This window comes from Catenulispora rubra, from assembly GCF_015356825.1.
Taxonomy (GTDB): domain Bacteria; phylum Actinomycetota; class Actinomycetes; order Streptomycetales; family Catenulisporaceae; genus Catenulispora; species Catenulispora rubra.
The window spans coordinates 1-20,773 of the sequence record NZ_JAACYW010000058.1 but is presented as its reverse complement, the minus strand read 5'-3'; the positions used below and the strand labels follow the sequence as shown (position 1 = coordinate 20,773).

General features: G+C 68.8%; 17 protein-coding genes, 1 tRNA gene and 1 pseudogene. 6 read left to right on the top strand and 13 right to left on the bottom strand.

Going from position 1 to position 20,773, the window contains the following annotated elements:
* Window position 1 precedes the first annotated feature (1 nt).
* The 7 genes from GWK61_RS18490 to GWK61_RS18460 all read right to left on the bottom strand — a co-directional run bounded on the left by GWK61_RS18490 (window position 2) and on the right by GWK61_RS18460 (window position 10,038).
* Window positions 2-574, bottom strand: a complete 573-nt coding sequence (locus GWK61_RS18490; protein ID WP_194909650.1) for a TetR/AcrR family transcriptional regulator — start codon at window positions 572-574, stop codon at window positions 2-4.
* Window positions 574-1,746: a serine hydrolase domain-containing protein gene (locus GWK61_RS18485; protein ID WP_194909648.1), complete on the bottom strand. Its 1,173-nt coding sequence runs from the start codon at window positions 1,744-1,746 to the stop codon at window positions 574-576. Before GWK61_RS18485 ends, GWK61_RS18490 begins: the two co-directional genes overlap by 1 nt.
* Before the next feature lie 22 nt (window positions 1,747-1,768).
* Complete coding sequence (locus tag GWK61_RS18480; RefSeq protein WP_194909646.1) at window positions 1,769-2,767, bottom strand: oligopeptide/dipeptide ABC transporter ATP-binding protein; 999 nt, start codon at window positions 2,765-2,767, stop codon at window positions 1,769-1,771.
* Window positions 2,764-4,767 (bottom strand): dipeptide/oligopeptide/nickel ABC transporter permease/ATP-binding protein, encoded by a 2,004-nt coding sequence (locus GWK61_RS18475; RefSeq protein WP_194909644.1) that lies wholly within the window; start codon window positions 4,765-4,767, stop codon window positions 2,764-2,766. The genes GWK61_RS18480 and GWK61_RS18475 overlap by 4 nt, the downstream gene beginning before the upstream one ends.
* Window positions 4,764-5,708 carry an ABC transporter permease gene (locus tag GWK61_RS18470; RefSeq protein ID WP_194909637.1) on the bottom strand — a complete coding sequence of 315 codons (945 nt, stop codon included), beginning with the start codon at window positions 5,706-5,708 and terminating at the stop codon, window positions 4,764-4,766. The genes GWK61_RS18475 and GWK61_RS18470 overlap by 4 nt, the downstream gene beginning before the upstream one ends.
* 32 nt (window positions 5,709-5,740) lie before the next feature.
* Window positions 5,741-7,285: an ABC transporter substrate-binding protein gene (locus GWK61_RS18465; RefSeq protein ID WP_194909636.1), complete on the bottom strand. Its 1,545-nt coding sequence runs from the start codon at window positions 7,283-7,285 to the stop codon at window positions 5,741-5,743.
* A gap of 95 nt (window positions 7,286-7,380) precedes the next feature.
* On the bottom strand, window positions 7,381-10,038 hold the full coding sequence (locus GWK61_RS18460; RefSeq protein WP_194909635.1) for a beta-mannosidase: 2,658 nt from the start codon (window positions 10,036-10,038) through the stop codon (window positions 7,381-7,383).
* 230 nt (window positions 10,039-10,268) lie between these two features.
* Here GWK61_RS18460 and GWK61_RS18455 point away from each other — a divergent pair, with 230 nt between their 5' ends.
* The 6 genes from GWK61_RS18455 to GWK61_RS18430 all read left to right on the top strand — a co-directional run bounded on the left by GWK61_RS18455 (window position 10,269) and on the right by GWK61_RS18430 (window position 17,575).
* A complete protein-coding gene (locus GWK61_RS18455; protein WP_194909634.1) occupies window positions 10,269-10,820 on the top strand; it encodes a TetR/AcrR family transcriptional regulator in 552 nt (183 codons plus the stop codon).
* 154 nt (window positions 10,821-10,974) lie between these two features.
* A complete protein-coding gene (locus GWK61_RS18450; protein WP_194909633.1) occupies window positions 10,975-11,934 on the top strand; it encodes an alpha/beta hydrolase in 960 nt (319 codons plus the stop codon).
* A 5-nt stretch (window positions 11,935-11,939) separates the two neighbouring features.
* Window positions 11,940-12,800, top strand: coding sequence for a sugar phosphate isomerase/epimerase family protein (locus tag GWK61_RS18445; protein ID WP_194909632.1), 861 nt, complete (start codon window positions 11,940-11,942; stop codon window positions 12,798-12,800).
* The gene (locus tag GWK61_RS18440; RefSeq protein WP_194909631.1) at window positions 12,800-15,298 is read left to right on the top strand and encodes a beta-mannosidase; all 2,499 of its coding nucleotides are present in this window, start codon (window positions 12,800-12,802) and stop codon (window positions 15,296-15,298) included. Before GWK61_RS18445 ends, GWK61_RS18440 begins: the two co-directional genes overlap by 1 nt.
* Complete coding sequence (locus tag GWK61_RS18435; protein WP_194909677.1) at window positions 15,291-16,877, top strand: GMC oxidoreductase; 1,587 nt, start codon at window positions 15,291-15,293, stop codon at window positions 16,875-16,877. Before GWK61_RS18440 ends, GWK61_RS18435 begins: the two co-directional genes overlap by 8 nt.
* A complete protein-coding gene (locus tag GWK61_RS18430) occupies window positions 16,874-17,575 on the top strand; it encodes a cupin domain-containing protein (protein WP_194909630.1) in 702 nt (233 codons plus the stop codon). The genes GWK61_RS18435 and GWK61_RS18430 overlap by 4 nt, the downstream gene beginning before the upstream one ends.
* Before the next feature lie 125 nt (window positions 17,576-17,700).
* Here GWK61_RS18430 and GWK61_RS18425 read toward each other — a convergent pair whose 3' ends face one another.
* The 6 genes and pseudogenes from GWK61_RS18425 to GWK61_RS18400 form a co-directional block, all read right to left on the bottom strand.
* Window positions 17,701-18,255 (bottom strand): TetR/AcrR family transcriptional regulator, encoded by a 555-nt coding sequence (locus GWK61_RS18425; RefSeq protein WP_194909629.1) that lies wholly within the window; start codon window positions 18,253-18,255, stop codon window positions 17,701-17,703.
* 26 nt (window positions 18,256-18,281) lie between these two features.
* Window positions 18,282-18,755: a nuclear transport factor 2 family protein gene (locus GWK61_RS18420; RefSeq protein WP_194909675.1), complete on the bottom strand. Its 474-nt coding sequence runs from the start codon at window positions 18,753-18,755 to the stop codon at window positions 18,282-18,284.
* A gap of 98 nt (window positions 18,756-18,853) precedes the next feature.
* Window positions 18,854-19,677 (bottom strand): annotated as a pseudogene (locus tag GWK61_RS60800) (helix-turn-helix transcriptional regulator).
* 61 nt (window positions 19,678-19,738) lie between these two features.
* Window positions 19,739-19,894 carry a hypothetical protein gene (locus tag GWK61_RS18410; protein WP_194909628.1) on the bottom strand — a complete coding sequence of 52 codons (156 nt, stop codon included), beginning with the start codon at window positions 19,892-19,894 and terminating at the stop codon, window positions 19,739-19,741.
* Between the two features lie 306 nt (window positions 19,895-20,200).
* Window positions 20,201-20,272: transfer RNA gene (locus GWK61_RS18405), tRNA-Arg, on the bottom strand.
* A 76-nt stretch (window positions 20,273-20,348) separates the two neighbouring features.
* Entirely contained in the window at window positions 20,349-20,771 is a 423-nt protein-coding gene (locus GWK61_RS18400; protein ID WP_369125591.1) for a PaaI family thioesterase, read from the bottom strand.
* Between the last annotated feature and the right edge of the window lie 2 nt (window positions 20,772-20,773).

The window sequence follows — 20,773 nt, the reverse complement described above, 5'->3', positions numbered from 1 at the left end:
ATCACGCTCCTTTCGTGTACGGACGCTCGCGGGGACAGCCGAGCAGCTGTTCGTGCAGCAGCCTGAGGTCGGCGACGATGTCGACGGACGGATCGCGCAGCCACTGGATCTGCAGTCCCTCAGCCGCGGCCAGCATGACTCTCGGCTTCCACGGCTCGTCCTCGGAGTAGAACCGGCCCATGATGTCGAAGATGGTGTGTGCTCTTCGCTGCATCAGCTCGCGCGCGGGATGGTCGGCCGACGCCGAGGCCACGGTCATGTCGAGGAACAGCTTCACCAGGCCCGGGGTGTGCGTGGCGTGTTCGAGCAGGGCCCAGGCGCCTTCGAGGGTGGTGAGGTCGAAGGCCGCGACGTCTGCGCGGTCGCGGGCGGCGAGGATTTCGACGAGGAGTTCGTCTTTGCTGTCGAAGTAGTGCAGGACGCCGGCTTCGGTGAGGCCGACGGTGTCGGCGATGCTGCGCAGGGACGGGCCTTGCGGTCCGGACGAGGCGTAGGCGGCCAAGGCAGCTTCCAGGATCTGAGCCCGGCGGGCCAGGCCTTTGGCATAAGGACCACGCTTGGTGTCGACAACCACTAAAGCCCCATGCTGGAGCGCAATGCGGCGGTCAGCCGGTTGGCACGGCCGTCGACGGCACCGGCGAGGCTGTTGTTGACGTAGCCGAAGCCGATCTCGTGGTCCGCGTCGGCGTAGCCCAGGCTGCCGCTGGCGCCGTCGTGTCCGAAGGACGCGTCGGAAAGCAACGGACGGTGCGGGATGCCATTGGTCAGGAATCCAGTGGAGAACCGCATACCCGGCGGGGTGAGTGCGCCGGGCCACGGGTTGTCGATCGATCGGACGGTCAAGGCGTCCATGATGCTCGCGTCGTCGAGCAGTTTGGGGCGGCCATCGGTGGTGGAGACCGCCGCCGAATAGATCCGCGCCAGGGCCCGAGCGCTCATGATGCCGTTGGCGGCGGGCACCTCGACGGCCTGCACGACCCGGGAGTTGAAGTCCGACGGATGCCGGTCGTCGATCAAAAGCGGCGGGAAGGCCCCGCCGAGCGTCATTGAGCGGACCACAGTCGGCAGCGCGAGTGCCATTTCCACCCACGCCGAGGAGAGCGCCGCAGGCGGGGCAGCCAGGTAAGCGACGCGCGATGCTTCGGACTCGGGCAGTCCGATCCAGGCGTCGGCGCCGAGCGGGCCGGTGAGGTAGTCGGCGATGAGCGGGCCCGGCCGCAGTCCCGTGACGCGTCGCAGGACCTCTCCGGTCAGCCAGCCGAACATGAGTGCGTGGTATGCGAAGGTCGTCCCGGGCTCCCAGAGCGGTTTCTGCTCTTCGATCGCGTGGATGACGGGGAACCACGAGGCCACGTCGTCGATGGTGAGATCGACGTCCAGGGCCATCAAGCCGGACCGATGGCTGAACAGATCACGGATGGCGATGTCCTGCTTGCCGCCGGCCGCGAACTCCGGCCAGACCGAGGCGACCGGCGCGTCGAAATCCAGCAGGCCGCGCTGCCTCGCAAGGTGGCCGCACAATGCCATCAGCCCTTTGGTGACCGAGAAGCCGACGGTGAGCGTGTCGTCCGTCCAGGGCCGGCCGGTGCGGTCGTCGGCGACGCCGGCGTGCAGGTCGACGACGAGTCGGCCGTGGTGGTAGACCGCGCAGGCGGCGCCGAGTTCGGTACCGAGGCGGAAGTTCTCGGCGAACGCGTCGGCCACCGGTCCGAATCCTTCGTCGGCGAAGCCGTGGATGGTGGTCATCGATGCCTCCTGGTGGGACGCGCTAGTCGCGGATCTGAGTGTGGCCGGAGTCCCGGTCGTACATGTGGCACGCCACGGTGAAAGCGCCGACTGTGAAGACACGGGGTCGCCGCAGCCCGCAGACGGTCTCGGCGTCGGGGCAACGCGACGCGAAGGGGCAGGACGACGAGCCCGCGACGGGTTCGGAAAGGTCTGGTGCCGCCGCAAGAGTCGCCCGGCGAGCTTCACGGCGCAGACGCTGAGCGGCGACGTCCGCCACCGGTGCGGCTGCGACCAACGCGCGCGTATAAGGGTGCAGAGGAGTCACGATCAGTTCGGCCGCAGGTCCGCTCTCCATGACGCGTCCTTCATAGAGGACGACGACGCGGTCGCAGACGTTGCGCACAACTGCGAGGTTGTGGCCGATGAAGAGGTAGGCCAGGCCCAGCTCCGAGCGCAGGTCGGCGAGGAGGTTGAGGACTTGGGCCTGCGTCGACACGTCGAGCGCGCTGACCGGCTCGTCACAGATGACGAGTTTGGGTTCGCTGGTCAGAGCGCGGGCGATCGCGATGCGTTGTCGCTGACCGCCGGAGAACGCGGCGGGATAGCGGTCGAGCGCGTCTGCGGGCAGGCCGACCTGGTGCAGAAGCCGCCCGACCCGCTGGTTCGCGGCCTCGCGGGTCAGCGCTCCGCGTGCGGTGAGCGGTTCGGTGAGGATCTGGCGGATGGTTCGGGAGGGATTGAGTGATCCGTAGGGATCCTGGAAGATCACTTGCAGATCCGCAGCCTGGCCGGCGCGTTTCTCGGCCGGGACGTCTGTGACGTCGGCGCCGTCGAAGTGGAGACTCCCGCCGGTCGGGGCGGCCAGTCCGAGGATGGCGCGGCCGATCGTGGTCTTCCCCGACCCGGACTCACCGACCAGTCCGACGGCCTCTCCCGGTCCGACGGTGAGGCTGACTCCGTCGACCGCAGCATGTCCCGGCCGTCGACGGGATCGTCCGTAGTGCACCGACAAGTTCTCGACTTCCAGCAATGCGGTCATCGCGTGAACTCCTTTTCGACGGCGTCGCTGCGCAGGCACCGGGTGAGCCGGGCGGTGGGGTCGGGGTCGAGGCCGTGATCGTCGAGCGGGACCGGTTCCCGCAGCGGAACCGGCGCCTGGCGGCACGAGTCCTGGACCAGCCGACAGCGGTCGGCGAACCGGCAGCCGCCGGGCCACATGTCGGGCGCGGGCACTGTCCCGTCGATCGTGCGCAGCCGATCGTCACCACCGGAAGCGGGCATCGACGCCAGCAGCGCCGCGGTGTACGGATGGCGCGGGGCGCTCAGCACGTCGGCGGTGGACCCCTGCTCGACGATCTGGCCGGCGTACATCACCGCGACGGTGTCACAAAGGTCTGCGACGACACCCAAATCGTGCGTGACCAGCAGCAGGCTCCGCCGACCGCCGCCGATCAGATCGCGGAACAGGTCGAGGATCGCTGCCTGCACAGTGACGTCCAGCGCGGTCGTGGGCTCGTCGGCGATGATCAGGGACGGGTCGCCGGCCAGGGCGAGCGCTATCGCGACCCGCTGCGCCATGCCGCCGGAGATCTGGTGCGGGAAGCACTTGGCGACGCGGCCCGGATCGCTGATCCCGACCTCGGCGAGCAACTGCCGGACGCGGGCGGGAGCCGCACGGCGAGCGGTCCCGAAATGCCGGACGGCCTCGGCGAGCTGGCTGCCGATGGTGAACGACGGGTCGAGCGCGGCCATCGGCTCCTGCGCGACGTAGGCGATGCCGCGTCCGCGTACCCGTCGCAGCTGCCGCTCGGTGCGGCCGGTGAGCAGCGATCCGTTGAAGCGGACCGTCCCCGCCATGATCTGCCCCGGCGCTGCCAGCAGACCCGGAACCGAGAGCGCGGTGACCGTCTTGCCGGAGCCCGACTCCCCGACCACACCCAGCGTCCGGCCGGGCGCGATCCGAAGGCTGACACCGTCCACCACCGGCCGTAGCCGACCGCCGATCGGGAAGCCGACCACGAGCCCGTCGACAGCGAGAACCGATGCCTCCCCCGACACGTCGAGCGCGGAGCTCTCATCGGTGGCGGGCCGTCCGACCCGCGGCACGGCCCGCGCCGGGGCGATCGCGCTTCGGCTGCCGGGCAGCGAGTCGCGCATCGTGTTCGCGATGACGTTGAACGCCATGACAGTCAGGACCAAGACCGCCCCGGGCGCCACCATCAGCCAGGGGTCGACGGCGATGTTCTGCGACGCCTCATAGATCATCTGACCCCACGACGGCGACTCCGGCGATCCGCCCAGACCGAGGAACGACAGCGACGCCAGCACCAGCACGCCGGTCGCGGTGTTCGTCGCCGACAGCATGACCATCGGTGCGAGGACCCCGGGCAGGATGTGCCGACGGATGATCGAGCGTCGGGACAGGCCCGAGACCCGTGCGGCGTCGACGAACAACTCGTTGCGCATGACCCGCGTGGAGTTGCGCACCAGTCTGGTCACCGATCCGGCCATGATCACGCCGAGCACGCCCATCAGCAGCGCCGTGTTGTCGGGGTAGATGACCGCCGCGGCCACCAGGACGACGAAGGCGGGCACCGCGAAGGCGAGATCGCAGAACCAGGAGACGACCGCGTCCACGACCCCGCCGCGGTATCCGCTGGTCAATCCGGCGGGAACGCCGATGGCGACGGCGATCACCGACGCTTCGACCGCGCCCCACAGGATCGAGCCGCCGCCGTGCATCAGCCGCGACAGGATGTCGCGCCCGAGACTGTCGGTGCCGAGCAGGTGCGCGCCGGACGGTGTCTGGAGCAGGCTGGTGAGGTGCTGGGTCAGCGGGTTCTCCGGTGCGAGATATCCGGCGAACACGCTGACGATCACCAGCACGGCCAGCCAAGCGAGGCTGAGCAGCGCTGCCGGGGAACTGCGCAGTGCCCGAGCGGCGCGAGCGGACGGCGTCGCGGACTTCGAAGGCGCGGCCTGCATCGGTGTGCCCTGACTCACCACGGGTGAGCTCGGCGGTGAGACAGAAGCGCTCATGCTTGCCGCGCCTTCGGGTTGAGCAGCGCGACCAGGAGGTCGACTGCGAGGTTGACGACGACCACGGCGACCGCGAAGAACACCACGACTCCCTGGACGACCGGGACGTCGTGGCCCAGCACTCCGGTCAGCAGCACACTGCCGAGCCCCGGCAGGCTGAACACCTGCTCGATCAGGACCGTGCCGGCCAGAAGCCCGATCAGGTTGAACCCCATCGTGGTCACCACCGGAGCGGCCGCGTTGCGCAGCGCATGCTTGAGGACGATGCGCCACGGCGGCAGGCCGAGGGCCCGCAGTGATCTGATGTAGTCCCGGCCCAGCACGTCGACCATCGCGCTGCGCGCCTGGAGCACGACCGGTCCCAGGGGAGCCAGCGCCAGCGCGACGACCGGCAGGACCAGCGAGTGCAGCCACAGTCCCGGCGACTGGGACAGCGGGACGTATCCCGTCGCCGGAAAGGCGCCGGCCTTGATGGCGAACAGGAACACCAGCCCGATAGCGACCCAGAAGCCGGGGATCGCGCTGGCGGTAGCGGCGGCCAGCTGCACGGCCCTGTCCACGCGTCCGCCCTGGCGCACCGCCGCCAGCATCCCCAAGGCCGTGCCCAGGACGAACGTGAGGAGCGTCGCGAGGACCGCGAGCGACAAGGTGACCGGCAGCGCCGTGGCCACCGCGTGCGCCACGGACTCTCCGCTCGTCCAGGACTTGCCCAGGTCGCCTTTCAGCGCGTGCCCGAACGTCGAGAAGTACTGCGCCGGCAGTGGACGGTGCAGCCCGAAGGACGCGTCGAGCTGCGTCCGCTGATCGGCGGTCGACGAGCTGCCCAGGACGAAGGCCGCCGGGTCGCCGGGAATCAGCTGCTGCAACAGGAACGTCGCGGTCAGCACGACCAAGAGCAGGGGTATGGCCAGCGCCAGCCGGCGGGCGATGACTTTCCACATGACGTCCTCCGTTCTCGGTTGCCGGAAACGGGCTACTTGGCCGGCCGCAGCGAAGGCAGCGTGCAGGTCAGCGCACCGAGATCGGTGCAGGCGACGTCCTTCGCGGTCGCGTAGGGCAGCCCGTAGGATCCGACCATCAGGAACCAGGCCTGGTCGTTGACCCGGGCGATGAGGGAGTTCAGCGCCGTCGTCCGGTCCGTGCCCGAGGCCGCGAGCGCCGTGCCTATCTGGGCGTCGATCTGCGGGTCGGTGGAGTGGTTCGGGTTGGCGAAGCCCTTGGGCGACAGCAGCCCGGCCATCGCCTGGGCGACCGGCTGTGTGCTGTATTCGAAGACCATGGACGGCCAGGTGCCGGCGAATGCCTGCTGGACAAAGTCGGTGTTGTGGTCGGAGATCTTGACCGTGACGCCGACGGCGCTCAGATAGCCGGCGACGGCTTGGGCCAGCAGGTCGCCGCTTTGGGTGCTGAGCAACGGGAGCGTGAAGCCGCCTCCGTATCCGGCTTCCGCCAGCAAGGCTTTGGCCTTGGCCGGGTCGTATGGGTAGGAGGCGGCCGCGTTGGCGGCGTAGCCGTCCTCACCGGACGCGACAACCAGCGATGAGGCGGTGCCGTTCGTGCCGAACGCCGCGGTCATGATGGTCTTGCGGTCGATCGCGTAGTTCAACGCCTGGCGGACCCGCACGTCGCCCAGGGCTTTCAGGATGCTGCCGGACCGGTCGTTGAGCCAGATCCCGACGTCGGTGTTCTGCTGTCCCAGCAGTGTGTTGAGCCCGGCGGCCTTGTCAGCCTTGTCCGTCGTCGGGGTGCCCTGCTGTACCTGGATCTGTCCCGACCGCAGCGCGTCGTCCATGGCCTGGGTCGAGCTGAAGATCTTCAGCGCGACGCTGTCGTACGGGAAGGCCGCGGTGTTCCAGTACCCGGTCCGGCGGACGAACGAGTACTTCTGGTTGGTGATCGTTCCGCTGGCGGACAGGGTGTACGGGCCGCTGCCGTCCGGCGTGGTGGCCAAGCCGGCAGGCTGGGCCAGGGCCTTGGGGCTGACGATGAACCCAGCTCCGGTCGCGAAGTCGTAGGGCAGGTCCGGTTCGGGGACGGGCGAGGTGAACTGGATGGTCGTGGGGTCCGCCACGGTGCTGGTCAGGCCGGCGACGTAGGCGTTGAGCTGGCCCGGCGGTGAGGCGGTCTTGGCGTAGTCGAAGTTGGCCTTGACCGCTGCGGCGTCCAGCGGGGTGCCGTCGGAGAACGTCACGCCGGTGCGCAGCGTCATCCGCAGCGTCGTGGGCGTGGTGAAGGTCCAGGCGGTCGCCAGGTCGGGCCCGACGGTGTCCGGACCGGTGAGGCTGGTGAGCGAGTCGTAGACCGCGGTCGTGTAGTCCAAGCTGGCGTTGGGCCCGTTCGGGGACAGCCAGGGGTTGAAGTTCACCGCCGAGAAAAGTCCGCCCAGGGACAGCGTTCCGGCCCCGGCTGTGGTGGATCCGCCCGCCGCGCTCGTGCCGGAGGTGCCGCCGCACGCGGCGAGCGCGGCGGTGGTCAGTGCTGCGGTGCATGCCCAGGCGATTGCGCGTCTGATGGCCATCGTTGTCCTCCAGGTCGGGGCTCACGGTCGTGAGCGTTGGTGCTGTGGGCGATGCGAGAGTGCTGGTGCAGTGCTGGCGGCGCGGGTGATGCGGGTCAGGTCTCGATGCGTGTGGTGGTCGCGGGTCGCGGGCCGTAGGCGGCGATGCTCAGGGCTGCGAGGTCGAAGCCGGACGGCAGGCCGGTCACCGCGATCTCGGCATGCTCCCCGTCCCGGAGATCGAAGTAGTTGGCGCTGAAGCAGGCGCCGGCGATCAGGCTGGTGACGCGGGTGAGGTAGTTGTAGCCCTGGGCCTGGATCCGCACCGACGCGCTGGTGGCGTCCACGCGGGTGACCGTCGCTTGCAGGCTGGGCTCGCCGAAGGCCAGGTCCTTGAGCCGAGCGAAGAACAGGCGGTTGTCCGCGATCAGGCCGTCGGGGCTGGAGACCCAGGCGAACCGGTCGGGGCCGGCCGCGACCTGCTCGGCGTCCGCCCGCCACACCGGCCCGGAGTCGAGCGCGTCGATGGTCACCGCGATCAGCTCGTCGATGACGTGCTTGCCGTCGAAGGTCGCCACCTCGATGCGCACTTCACCGGCCGCTGCCTGGATCCCGCTGTTGGTCAGCCAGAGTTCGAGGCTGCCGTCGGGCTGGTGCAGGAAGCTGGCCAGCAGCGGGGTATAGGCGCGCTGGGTGAAGTAGAAGCCGGCCTTCGGTACGTGGTCGAAGTCGATGATCGACCAGCTCAGTCCGGGCCAGGCATCGTTGAGCTGCCAGACGAGGGTGCCGCTGTTGTGGGGCTGGCGGCGGCGGTAGTGCTCGATCCCGAACTTGAGCCCCTCGGCCTGGCAGGCCATGGAGAAGTCGATGTACTCGCCGAGGTCGTGGGGCAGACCGGTCTCGAAGGCCATGAGCTCGTCGCCCTTGTTCTTCGGCTTGTCCTTGATCCGGCGCAGGAACGCCTCCGACTTGAGGCTGAGCTCCTCCCCCGGTGTCCAGCGCTCGAGTGTCGGCAGTTCCGGGGCGGCGTGGATCCCGAACTCGCTGATGAACTTGCCTCGGTCGTGGGTGTAGCGGCCGAAGTGCACGGACTCGCCCTTGCCGGCGAACTCCGTGGGGCCGCCGGCTCCGACGTCGACGCCGTGCCAGACCTCCCAGGCGTGCCGGTCGCCGTCGGCGACGCCGTTGACGCCGCGCGGGTCGGAATCAGCCCACGGGCTGCCGGGCCAGTAGACCGTTCCGGGACTGAACCGCTGGACCGCGTCGGGCAGGACCTCGTGGAAGAACGACCATCCCCAGCCGCCGGGATCGAGGTTGCCGTAGACGACGCCATGCAGGGCGTGCACCTCGTTGTTGCCGCACCACAGCGCGAGGCTGGCATGGTTTCGCAGGCGGCTGACCTGGAACTCCGCCTCCTTGACGACCTCGGCGTACAGGTGCGGGTCGTCGCTGGGGTAGTCGATGCAGGCGAACATGAAGTCCTGCCAGACGAGGATTCCCTGCTCGTCGCAGGCCTCGTAGAAGGCGTCGGGCTCATAGACGCCGCCGCCCCAGACCCGCAGCATCGTCATGTTGCCGTGGCGCGCGGTCCGCACCAGCGAGCGGTGGTCCTCAGCGGTGACGGAACCGACCAGCATCGACGCCGGGACCCAGTTCGCGCCGCGCGCGAAAAGCGGCGTGTCGTTCAGGACGAATCGGAAGTGGCGTCCGCCTTCGACAGCGTCCTGGCTGCGGTCCAAGGTGATCGTGCGCAGTCCGATCCGGTCTGTCGCCCGGTCCAGCGGTCCGTTCGCGTCGCCGATCTCGATGACGACGTCGTAGAGCGGCTGGCTGCCGAGGTCGTGCGTCCACCACAGCTGGGCCTCCTGGATGACCACCCATCCCTCGGCACCGCGGTCGGCGCCCTGCGTCGCGGGCAGTTCGAGCCGCAGTTCGGTACGCGCACCGCCGGGTGCGGTCAGGACGATCGACGCGTCGAGGTCTCCAGTCCCTGCGAGGGCTTCGACACCGACCGACACGGCGACCTGCACTTCGCGGGTTTGCTTGTCGAGCGACGTGACGCGGATGTGGTGGCCGGTGATGACGGCGCCGTGGTCCTGGACGAGTTCGACCGGCTGCCACAGGCCCATCGAAGGCAGTCGCGGCGCGAAGTCCCAGCCCCAGGAGAAGGTGGCCTTGCGCCGCAGGGTGAGCGCGAGGTTCCCGGAGAGGATTCCGGGCGGGTTCTCGTTCTCGTCCGACTCCGTCCCGACCTCGGTCAGGGAGTTCAGCGCGACGCGGACCCGGGCGGCGGTCTCGGCGATCGCCGGCGGCACACTGAGCCCGTCCAGCGGGGGCCGGAACCTGATGATCAGGGTGTTGTGCGCGGTCACCAGGTCGGTGACGTCGAACTCGGCGGGCCGGAACATCGTCTCGTGGGTGCCGAGTCCGGCGCCGTTGAGCCACAGTGTCGCCACGGTGTCCAGGCCGTGGCACACCAGCCGCAGCCGGTCCCCGGCCGGTACCGGGTCCGCCAGCTCGAACGAGGTCCGGTACCACCAGACGCCCTGCTCCACCCAACCGACCGCCTCCTCGTTGCCGTCGAGGTAGGGGTGCTCGATCTCCCCTGCTGCCAGCAGGCTCTCGTGCACTCCGCCCGGCACGACTGCGGGCATCCACCGCGGGTCCGCCGCCGCGAGCGCCGCCGGGTCGGCGACGTCATCCGGCGTCGCGGCCAGCTCGAAACGGTCCAGCACGACCGGCTGACGGGTCGCGGTAGGGCGTTGCTGGGGCATCCGGAGCTCCTCTTCGCGGGCGGTTCACCTCGGGGACCGCTGCCGGTCGACCCGATGTCTGGCGACCGTACTCGCAAAAACCCAGGAGTACTAGGTTTCTGGCAGGAAAAATTAAGCTCACTCGGTTTTTGTGAACAGGCAGGTCCGGGGGCTGCCGGTAGGGCTCCGGCGGCCGTCACAGACGCCAAAGGGCCACAGCCTGCCGGGCGCAGGCTCGTTAGGATGGCGAAATGGATGCTCCTGCGAAGCGTGGCCCTTATGCCAAAGGCCTGGCCCGCCGGGCCCAGATCCTGGACGCCGCCCTGGCCGCCTACGCCTCCTCCGGACCACAAGGCCCGTCACTGCGCAGCATCGCCGACACCGTGGGCCTCACCGAAGCCGGCGTCCTGCACTACTTCGACAGCAAAGACGAACTCCTGGTCGAAATCCTCGCCGCTCGCGACCGCGCAGACGTCGCGGCCTTCGACCTCACCACCCTCGAAGGCGCCTGGGCCCTGCTCGAACACGCCGCCGAGACCCCCGGCCTGGTGAAGCTGTTGCTGGACATGGCAACGGCCTCGGTGTCGCCCGAGCACGCGGCCCACGACTTCATGAAGGCACGGTCCGAGGTGGTGCTGGCGATGATCGGCAAGAACCTCGGCGACGAGGAGCCCTGGAAGGCGCGGGTCATGCTGGCCGCCATGGAGGGCCTGGGCATCCAGTGGCTGCGCGATCCGTCGTCGGTGGACATGGTCGCGGATCTCAAGCGACTCTACGAGGCCCTCGGCGGCTCGACCGACTGATTTAAGGAAATTCGTTCGAGATTACGGGCGGACTGGCGCGCTCCGCGAAAAGCTAGTATCACTAGGTGTTGGCGCACCGCTGCTTCGGGCGGTGACCGCTGTAGGCGGATCTCCGCCACCACCTTGGAGTGCGGCCACCACCTTGGAGTGCGACATGCCTCTGGACCCCCTGCTGGCTCCCCTGCTCGATGTTTACAACTCGTTGCCGACACCGGCCTGGACCGATGCGGCCGATCGACGACGCGTGCGAGGCGGACACGGCAGTGCCGCTTTGTACGCGGGCTTCGTAGCGGCTCCGGTCGGCGTCGCAGAGGTCTGGGAAGAACTGGTCCCGGTCGAAGAGCCGGCTGGGGAGATCACCCTCCGGATCTACCGGGACGGTCCGGCCGACGCCGGCGCCAGGGGCGCGCTCCTGCATCTCCACGGCGGCGGCTGGTGGTCGGGTGGCCTCGGCGACGTCGACCGCCGCTGCCGAGTACTGGCCGCCGGCGCCGGCATCGTGGTGGTGTCGGTCGAGTACCGCCTTGCCCCCGAGCATCCGTTTCCCACCGCGCTCCATGACGTCCACGCGGCGCTGCGCTGGGCGGTCGAGAACTCCGAACGGCTCGGCATCGGCCCCGACCGGATCGGTGTCGGTGGCGAGAGCGCGGGCGCGAATCTCGCCGCAGCGCTCTGCCTGCTCCTGCGCGATCGCCGCGAGCCCGCTCCACGCCTGCAACTGCTGGAGATCCCCGCCCTCGACCTCACTTGGGCCTCGCCATCCGTCGCCGCCTTCGGCAAGGGATTCCTGCAGACCGAGCAAGACCTCCGCTGGTGCGTCGAGCAGTACCTCGGCGACCGCGACCGCACCGACCCCCTCGCATCGCCGCTCCACGCCGCAGACCTGACCGGCCTGCCGCCGGCGATCATCACCGTCGCCGAGTACGACCCGGTCGCCGACGACGGCCGCCGCTATGCCGACCGCCTCGTCGAGGCCGGAATCCCGGTCTCGCTCACCGTCTATCCCGGCCTGGTGCACGGCTCGCAGATCCTCACCGGGCTGCTCCCGACAGCGCGGCGTTGGCAGGACGACGTCGTCACGGCCGTACGAGCCCATCTCGAAGAAAGAGGCTGAATCCGATGCCGAGAATCGGTCTGCAAACGATGATGCTGAAGGAGAGCGTCTCCGAGGTGGGTGCCTTCGATACGCTCAAGAAGGCGACGGAGATCGGCTACTCGGTTTTCGAGATCTCCCAGATCCCGCTGAGCGCCGAAAACGTAGCGCAGTTCAACCGCGCGCGGTCGGAACTCGGAGTGACGGTCGCCGCGATATCCGCCCTGTTCACGACGCCACCGGGCATGACGGCGGCGTCGCTCACCAAGGACTTCGACAAGATCGTCGAGGACGCCGCGTCCCTGGGGACGTCCACGGTGCGGATGCCGATGCCTCCGCTTGAAGCGATGACGTCCACGGCGGGACTCATCGAGTTCGCCGAAGCAGCCGACGCGATGGCGCGGCGCCTCGCCCGGCACGACATCGAGCTCTGCTATCACAACCACCACTTCGACTTCGCGAGGTTCGACGGTGTCAGCCAGTTCGATCTCATCGCGAAGCACGCGCCGTCGCTCACGTTCGAGATCGACGTGCACTGGGCCTACCGCGGCGGAGTCGATCCGGCTCGCCTGATCGCCGAACACGCGAGCCGGGTCGCCCTGGTCCACCTGCGTGACTACCGGGTCGACCGCATTCCGCCGGATGCCTTCGCCTCAGCAGCGTCGGGTGATGTCCCCGCCATGCTTGCGGCGCTGGCCGCGCTCGTCCACGACGCCGAAGTCGGCGAAGGCGCCCTCGACATGGCCGGGATCATCGAGGCGAGCCTCGCCGCAAACGTCGGGTACCTCATCGTCGAACAGGAAGACCTCCTGGGCCGCGACCCCTTCGACTGCGTCGCGCTGTCGCAGCGCAACCTGGTGGAACTCGGTTACGGAAGGCTCTTCTGATGACGGAACACACGCCCTTGAGCGAGTTCGAGCTGGCGTTCACCGACGCGCCGGTCCCGGTGACCGCCATCGCGGACCTCGACTGGTTCCCGGTGACCGTGCCGGGCGAAGTCCACGCCTCGCTCGTCGAAGCAGGCCGGCTGCCGCATCCCTACCTCGACGATAACGAACGGCTCGCCGGCTGGGTGGCGGAGAAGACCTGGTGGTACCGGACCAGGTTCGCCTCGCCGCCCGTCGCCGAGGACGGCCGCCTGCGCTTGGACTTCCACGGCCTCGACACCGTGGTGACGGTGTGGCTCAACGGCAAGGTGCTGGGACACCACGAGAACATGTTCCGGCCCGCGCGGTTCGACATCACCGACGCGGTCCGGGCCGAGAACGAGCTCGTGCTGATGTTCACGCCGCCGCTGGAAGGCATCGAGGTGCCGGAGAACATCCTTGAGACGGCCCGACGCTCGACGATCGCGTTCGCCGCCATCGCCCCCGAGGCCGTCGAGGAGGCGCAGAAGGACGGCACCGGTGCCAACTTCAACGACCTCGCCTACACGATGCGGCGCAAGCCGACGTATTCCTGGGGCTGGGATTTCGCACCCCGGCTGCCGTCCGTCGGCATCTGGATGCCGGTCGAGCTGGTCAGCACGTCCGGCCCGGTCATCGAGGAGTGGCACTTCTCGACCTCCGCCGTCGACCTGGAGGCGCGAACGGCGACCGTCGTCGTGTCAGTGGTCGCCGACGGGCCGGCCTCCGTCACGCTCACCTCCCCGACCGGTGCAGTGGTTGAAGGCGTGACCGTCGACGGCCGGGTGTGCTTCGCGCTTGAGGACGTCCAGCCGTGGTGGACGCACGATCTCGGGACTCCCGCGCTGTACGACCTACGCGTCGCGACGTCAGGGGACGAAGTCACGGCCCGCGTCGGGATCCGGACGATCGAGCTCGACCGGTCCGACGATCCCGACGGCGGCCGGCTCTTCCGGTTCGTGCTCAACGGATTCCCCGTCTACGCGCGCGGCGCGTGCACCGTTCCGACGACGATGATGCTCGGCACCACGACCGCGCAGACCTACCGCGAGCTGGTGGGCCTGGCGAAGAACGGCAACATGAACATGCTGCGGGTCTGGGGCGGCGGGATCTACGAGGACGACGCCTTCTACAGGGCCGCCGACGAACTCGGCATCCTCATCTGGCAGGACTTCCTCTTCGCCTGCATGGACTATCCCAGCGAAGAGCCCGGTTTCGCCCGCGAAGTGGCGCTCGAGGCGGACTTCCAGGTGAAGCGCCTGCGCAATCATCCAAGCCTCGCGCTGTGGGCCGGCAACAACGAGGTCCACCCCAAGCACCAGCTGGTCTACGGGGACTTCGCACCGGGCAACTGGGGATACGGGTTCTTCCACGAGCTGTTCCCGGCGCTCATCGCAGAGCACTCACCCGAGATTCCGTACTGGCCGGGAAGCCCGTACGGCGAGAACGACCCCGGGCGCACGAACGGCGTCCTGGACGGTGACCGTCACGCGTGGGAGGTGTGGCACGGCGTCAACGTCGGAGCCACGTCGCCGGAGACGTACGCGAGCCGAGGCGAGGCGATGCACTTCGAGCGCTACAAGTACGACACCGGGAAGTTCATCAGCGAGTTCGGACTGCACGCCTCTCCGGCGCGATCAACCCTCGAGCGCTGGATCTCTCCTGGACAGCTCACGCTTCACAGCCCGGCGTTCGACGCCCACATCAAGGACACGCCGAAACGCAAAGCCGACGACCTGCTCGCGGTGGAGACCGGGCTGCCGACCGACCTCGACAGCTACGTCGACTTCACGATGGCGACCCAGGCCGAAGGCCTCAAATACGGGATCGAGCACTACCGCCGACGCCAACCGCACAACAGCGGTGCGCTGATCTGGCAGTTCAACGACTCCTGGCCGGGCATGAGCTGGTCGATCATCGACCACGAGCTGACGCCCAAGGCCGCGTACTTCTTCGTGCAGCGGGCGTTCGCCCCGGTCATCGCGACCTTCCTCAAGTCCGTCCGGGGCCTGGAGCTGTGGGTCACCAACAGCGGCGTCGCCGACTTCGCCTCGACGCTCGCCGTCGACGTCTCGACCATCGACGGCGGCGCCCTCGTCCGCGCGTCGGTCGAAGCCCGCCTCGGACCCGGTGCTTCCGTGCCCGTCTGGTCGGCCGACCTCGCCGACCTCGGGACGGGACCGGATCGGGTCGCCTGGGTGTCCTTCGACGGCCTGCCCTCGAACCGGTGCTTCTTCGGACGTCTCAAGGAGATCGCGTTCCCCGCCTCGAAGGTGGAGGCGACCGTGACCGGGTCGAACGAGATCACGCTCACCGCGGACGGGTACAGCTACTTCACGTGCATCGAGGCACCCGATGCGACGTTCTCTGGAAACTACCTCGACCTGCGGCCAGGTGAGCCGGTCCGCGTCGCCTTCGAAGGCGATCCGACGGGGCTCAGCGTCACCTCTTTCACGAACGGACGTGTCGCAGGTGAGTGAGTCGAAGCGGATATCAGGGAACGATGTCGACGTCCTCATCGTCGGAAGCGGACCCGTCGGTTCCACCTTCGCGAGGGTGATCGCCGACAGCGCGCCGCATGCCAGAGTCCTCATGGTCGAAGCCGGCCCCGTCCTCAACGCCCGCATCGGCGAGCACGTGCAGAACCTGTCCGCGGCCGAGCGAAGCGCCGCTCAGCAGTCGGCACAGGGGCCTGATTCAGGGCGTCCGCACGTGGAGGCACCGTTCTACGAGGCCGGACGGGCCGTCGAGCCGGACTCGGACCCGGCGCTGCTTCTGCGTCCGGCACTCTTCCTGGCCGGACCGCGATCGCGCCTGCCCGGCGAGTTCGGATTGCCCGCCGCCGGCATGTCGAGTGGCGTGGGAGGCATGGGCGTGCACTGGACGGCGTCGGTGCCCCGGCCCAGCGGATCCGAACGGATCGACTTCATTCCCGAAGACGAGTTGGAAGCCGCCTACGCCGAGGCCGACCGGCTGCTCCACGTATCGCGCGACCTCGACGGCGGGGACCCGCTCCTGGCGAAGCTCGTATCGCTGCTCGGGGACGCGTTCGACGGCACCGCGCCCGATGCTCCGCCGGTCCAGCTCACACCGTTCGCGGTCACCAACGACGCGGACGGAACACGCATCTCGGGCACGAACGTGATTCTCGGCGACCTGCTCGACGACGCACGCGGTGACGGGGCCTTCGAGCTCCGGCCGGATACCCTGGCCCGCCGGATCGTCCTTCATGGCCGGAAGGCCGTCGGGGTCGAGCTGATGGACCGGAGCTCCGGCGAGATCTACGAAGTACATGCCACGCGCGTCGTCGTGGCCGCCGACGCTCTGCGGACGCCGCAACTGCTGTTCGCCTCGCAGATCCGGCCCCGCGCGCTGGGCCGCTACCTCAACGACCATCTCAAAGTGATCGGCGCGATCAGGCTGCATGACGCGCTGTCGGGGAAAGTCGAGCCGCTGGCCGACGGCGTCCGCCCGGTCGGCGCGGTCCTGATTCCCTACGTCGAGGGAATCCGCCCCATGCAGGGCCAGGTCCACCCCGGTTCACGCAGCCCGATGATCCTTGCGGCAGGTGTCGCACCGACCGGACGATACGACACCGGAGTGGACGGAGCGCGTGTGCCGAACGCGGGCCTGGCCTGGTACGGCGCGAAGGAACTTCAGTTCAGCGACGCGATCGAGTTCAGCGACACCGAGACCGACGCATTCGGAATGCCCGCGATGACCATCCACTACACGCTCACCTCGCGCGACGCGGAGACAGTCGAGCGTCTGCGCGAGGAGGCAGTCAGAGCCGGGCGCCTGGTGGGTGAGTTCGTCCTCGGCGAACCGGCGTTCATGCCGGGCGGATCGTCGCTGCACTACCAGGGAAGCACGCGGATGGGCCCGGCCGACGACGGCGAGTCCGTCTGCGACACCTACGGCCGGGTCTGGGGCATCGAGAACCTCGTCATCGGCGGCAACAACGTGATCCCCACATCGACCGCCTGCAACCCGACCATCACCAGCGTCGCTCTCGCCGTTCGCGCGGCACAGCGAATCGCCGCGGAGCTCAGCACATGACGTCGACGTTTCCCGGCGGGACCGCGGTCTCCCGGCTGCACGTCTACGACTGGGACGCCGCGGACGGGCTGTGCGGCGGCTCCCCCCACGTCCACCTCGCCTGTACGGAGGCGTACGTAGTCGTCGGCGGCCGCGGGGAACTGCACACGCTGACCGCTGCGGGCCCGGCTCGAACCGAGCTGCGGCCCGGGACCGTCGTCTGGTTCGGTCCCGGAACGATCCACCGCGCCATCAACCTCGACGGAGCACTGCAAGTCGTGGTGGTGATGCAGAACAGCGGCCTGCCGGAGGCCGGCGACGCCGTACTCGCCTTCCCCCCGGACATCCTGGCCGACCCGGAGGCCTACCAGCGCGCGGCCCAGGTGCACACCGAAGCGGACGCCCACCGCCGCCGGGACCTCGCGATCGAGGGCTACTCCGCGCTCGGCGCCGACCTGGCCGCAGGACGCACCGCCTCGCTCGAACACTTCTACCGGCAGGCCGTGGCGCTGCGCACCGACCGACTGGACCGTTGGGAGACGGTATGGCGCTCGGGGCCGCTCGCGGCCGCCCAGCAGACTGCCGAGCAGCTCAGAACTCTGCGAGCTGGGCGCACCGACCACCTCCTGCAGGCCGCGCTGCGCTGCGAACAGCCGCCGGAGGCCGCGAGTCGGGCCCTGGGCATGTGCGGCCGGCTCGACACGTACAAGCTCGAATGACGCAAGGCGACGAACCACTGCCACAGGCTTAAAGAGCGGGCCACGACGCTTGCCCTTCCTCCGGACGCGATGAGGCGCGATGCTTGAACAGCATCTTTGGAGCTGACGCCGACCCCGCTGTCGAGTCAGTCGGCCCTCAGGACGTGCGCCCACGGCTCGTCGATATCGGCCAGACCCAGCACCGTGACCACATTGTCGAGCATTCCGGCGCCGAACCAGCGCCGCACGGCTTCGTCGTCGCCGCCGAGCATGTACCGGACGGTGTCGACCTGCTTGGCGTAGCACCGGCGCACGGCCTGCGCCACCAGCGGCTCCCCGACTGCGCAGTTCGCGTGCATGAGGAAACGCAGGATTGCCGGGTCCGCGACGAGGGCGGCGTAGCCGCCGCGCGCCGCGTCCAGCGCGGCCTCGGATCCCGGCTCGGCCCCGCCGCCCGGAGCCGGGGAGTGCGCGAGCAGGGTTTCGGTCATCACGACGGACACGTGGTCGACAGCCGCGGCGAACAACGCTTCCTTGTTCGCGTACAGGCGGTAGAGATACGGCTGTGAGACGCCGACCCAATCGGCGATCTCGTGCGTCGTCGTGCCGTAGAAGCCCTTTTGCGCGAAGCAACCGACTACGGCGGCCACGATGGCCTGGCGTCGTTCGTCGCTCTTGGAACTGCTGCCGGCGGCGGGCATGGGCATCAGTTAAACACGGCCGTTCTTCAGCCTCCAAAAGTCACGGCGGGCTCCGGGACCGCCGCGGCGTCGTCCGGCGTCAGGGCCTCGATCGCCACCAGCGGGTTCCAGTAGTCCAGGTAGTGCGTGATGAGCCCGTCGCCATCGGTGCGGACGACGGAGATGCACGTCTGCCGGTACGGCTTGCCGGTCGCCAGCGCAGTGCCCTTCGAGCGGAATTCAGCGATCGCCAGACTCGGGTCGACCGTGTCGTGGAACACCAGGTCGACGAACTCGACGTCGAACGTCTCAGGAAAGTGGCTCATGTGCTCGAACAACGCCTCCCGTCCCTTCACCTGCCGAGGCACGCCGACCGGCGCGTACGGAAACTCGAGCACCCCGTCCGGGGCGAACAGCGCCACCCACTCGGCAGTGTTCCCCGCGGCGGTGAGGCGCAGGTGCTCGGCCACCGCGTGCTGCGCAGCAGTCCGGGTGTCGGCGCCGTCGTCCTTGGCTGTCATGTTCACTGTCACGTTCGCTCCTAGGTTAGTGGTCGCTCTATAACTTACTCCCCCGCGTCAAGACCACCGCTTCGGGTCATCCCTGTTGGCTGCCTCGATCAGGCCGGTTGCCCAACGAGGTGCAGGAGCTTGCCGAGGCTCCCGCTGCCGACCGGGGCGGTGAAGACGGTCAGCAGTTGGGACTGGTCGGGGTCAAGCAGGCTCTGTCCATGAAGATCGAGGACGCCGAGCCGGGGGTGTTCGATGCGCTTGGGCGCGCGGTGCAGGCCTGCAACCGGGTGGTCGCTCCAGATCTGCGCGGATTCCTGGCTCGCGCGTCGTAGCGTGTCGACGAGCGCCTGGACGCGAGGACCAGTGGAGTCGCGCTCCTGGGCTCCACGCAGTTGCGCCGCGATGGTGCGTCCGTGCCGGGCGTGGTCCTGCTCGGGGAACAGGGCCCGTTCGACCGGGTCGATGAACCACCGGTAGGCCAGGGCACGGCGCACGTCGGTATACGTGGTCTGATCTCCGAACAGCACTGTGGCGAAGTGGTTCTGCGCGAGGGTTTCACCGAGCTGATTGAAGATCATCGCCGCAGCTTCCTACATGCTGTGGAAGATCGCTGACATGCCCGGGTTCACGTGGTCGGTCCGTGCGACGCGCTGCGGCCTCGGGTAGCCGGCGAGGCGGAACAAGTGGTCGCGCTCCCGGGGCCAGGCGCAGAGTGCGGGCGACGGCGGTGAGTATCTGTTCGCCAGGCCCAGGGCAGCGCTGCTGCTCGATGCGACTGCAGTAATCGCGTCGAGATGTTGCTCAGCTCGGCGACCTCCTCGCGACGCAGGCCGCTCGTGCGGCGTCGGCGAGTGCGGGGCAGCCCGAGATCCTCTGGTTTCAGCGCCTGGCGACGAGTGCGCAGGAAGTCGGCAAGTTCGGCACGGTTCATGCGTCCACTCCGCTTCGTTGAGGCTGGACCTGTATCCCGCACGCAAGGTGCGTGTCTGCTGTCACCGGATCACTTGTCCCTGGATGCGGCCGCCGGTCCCGTTGACGCTGGTGGGCATGGACATCAACGAGATCAGATTCCCCGCCCCCACGCACCGGATCGACGTCCGCGCGGTGCCCGTCGACGGCCCGGTGATCGAGATGGTCAACCCGGCCATCGGCACCGTAGTCGTCGCCGTGCCCGCCGGTACGCCCACCGACGTGGACCAAGCGGGACCTGCTCGAGGCTGTGGACAAGGTGACCCCCTACCCGACCACGTGCGCCCCCGACATGCCCGCACTGCTCAGCTACCGAATCGACATCACGCTCCAGGACGGCAGCGTCCGGTCCTAGGTCGCTCGGGCCTCATACCTCAGCCCTCGGGCAGCGCACATGCCAGTCGCTCGCACCCCGCGACGCAGATTCAACAAGCCTCCGACGATCACGCCGGACGTCGTCATTCGGATTAGCTGATCATCATATGTGCCCCCGGTAGGATTCGAACCTACGCACCCGCCTCCGGAGGGCGGTGCTCTATCCCCTGAGCTACGGGGGCTCGGGACGTAGAGACGATATCAGGTCCGCGGTGGGGGTTGCGCCACCGTTTTGGTGGGTGCGGCGGGGCTGGGTGGTCAGCCGAGAAGCGCGTACACGGTTGTGGCGTGCGCTGCCGGCGGGGCCAGCTGTGTCTCTGCCGACGCCTCCCCCGCTGGCTGCTCCGCCTCCGTCCCCGCTCCCCCGCCGACCGGCGGCGCCGGCGTCATCGTGATGTCCGTGAACGCCAGCGTGCGCCCGAGTTTCGTCACGTGGGCCGTGATGAGGACGTCCGCTTCCTTGATCGGGCGCTGGAAGGTGGTGTTCTGCTGGACGGTCGTCATCGGGCAGAAGGCGCCGCGGGCCGCAGCGATGGCCAGGACCGTTGCTGTGTCGGCTGCTGCCATCAGTGCTTGGCCGCAGAGGGTGCCGCCTTCGCGGGCGAGGTTCTGGCTCCAGGGGAGGCGGAGGGTTGTGGTGGTGGGGGTTGTTTTCTCGACTTTGAGGTTGAGGGTTTGGATCC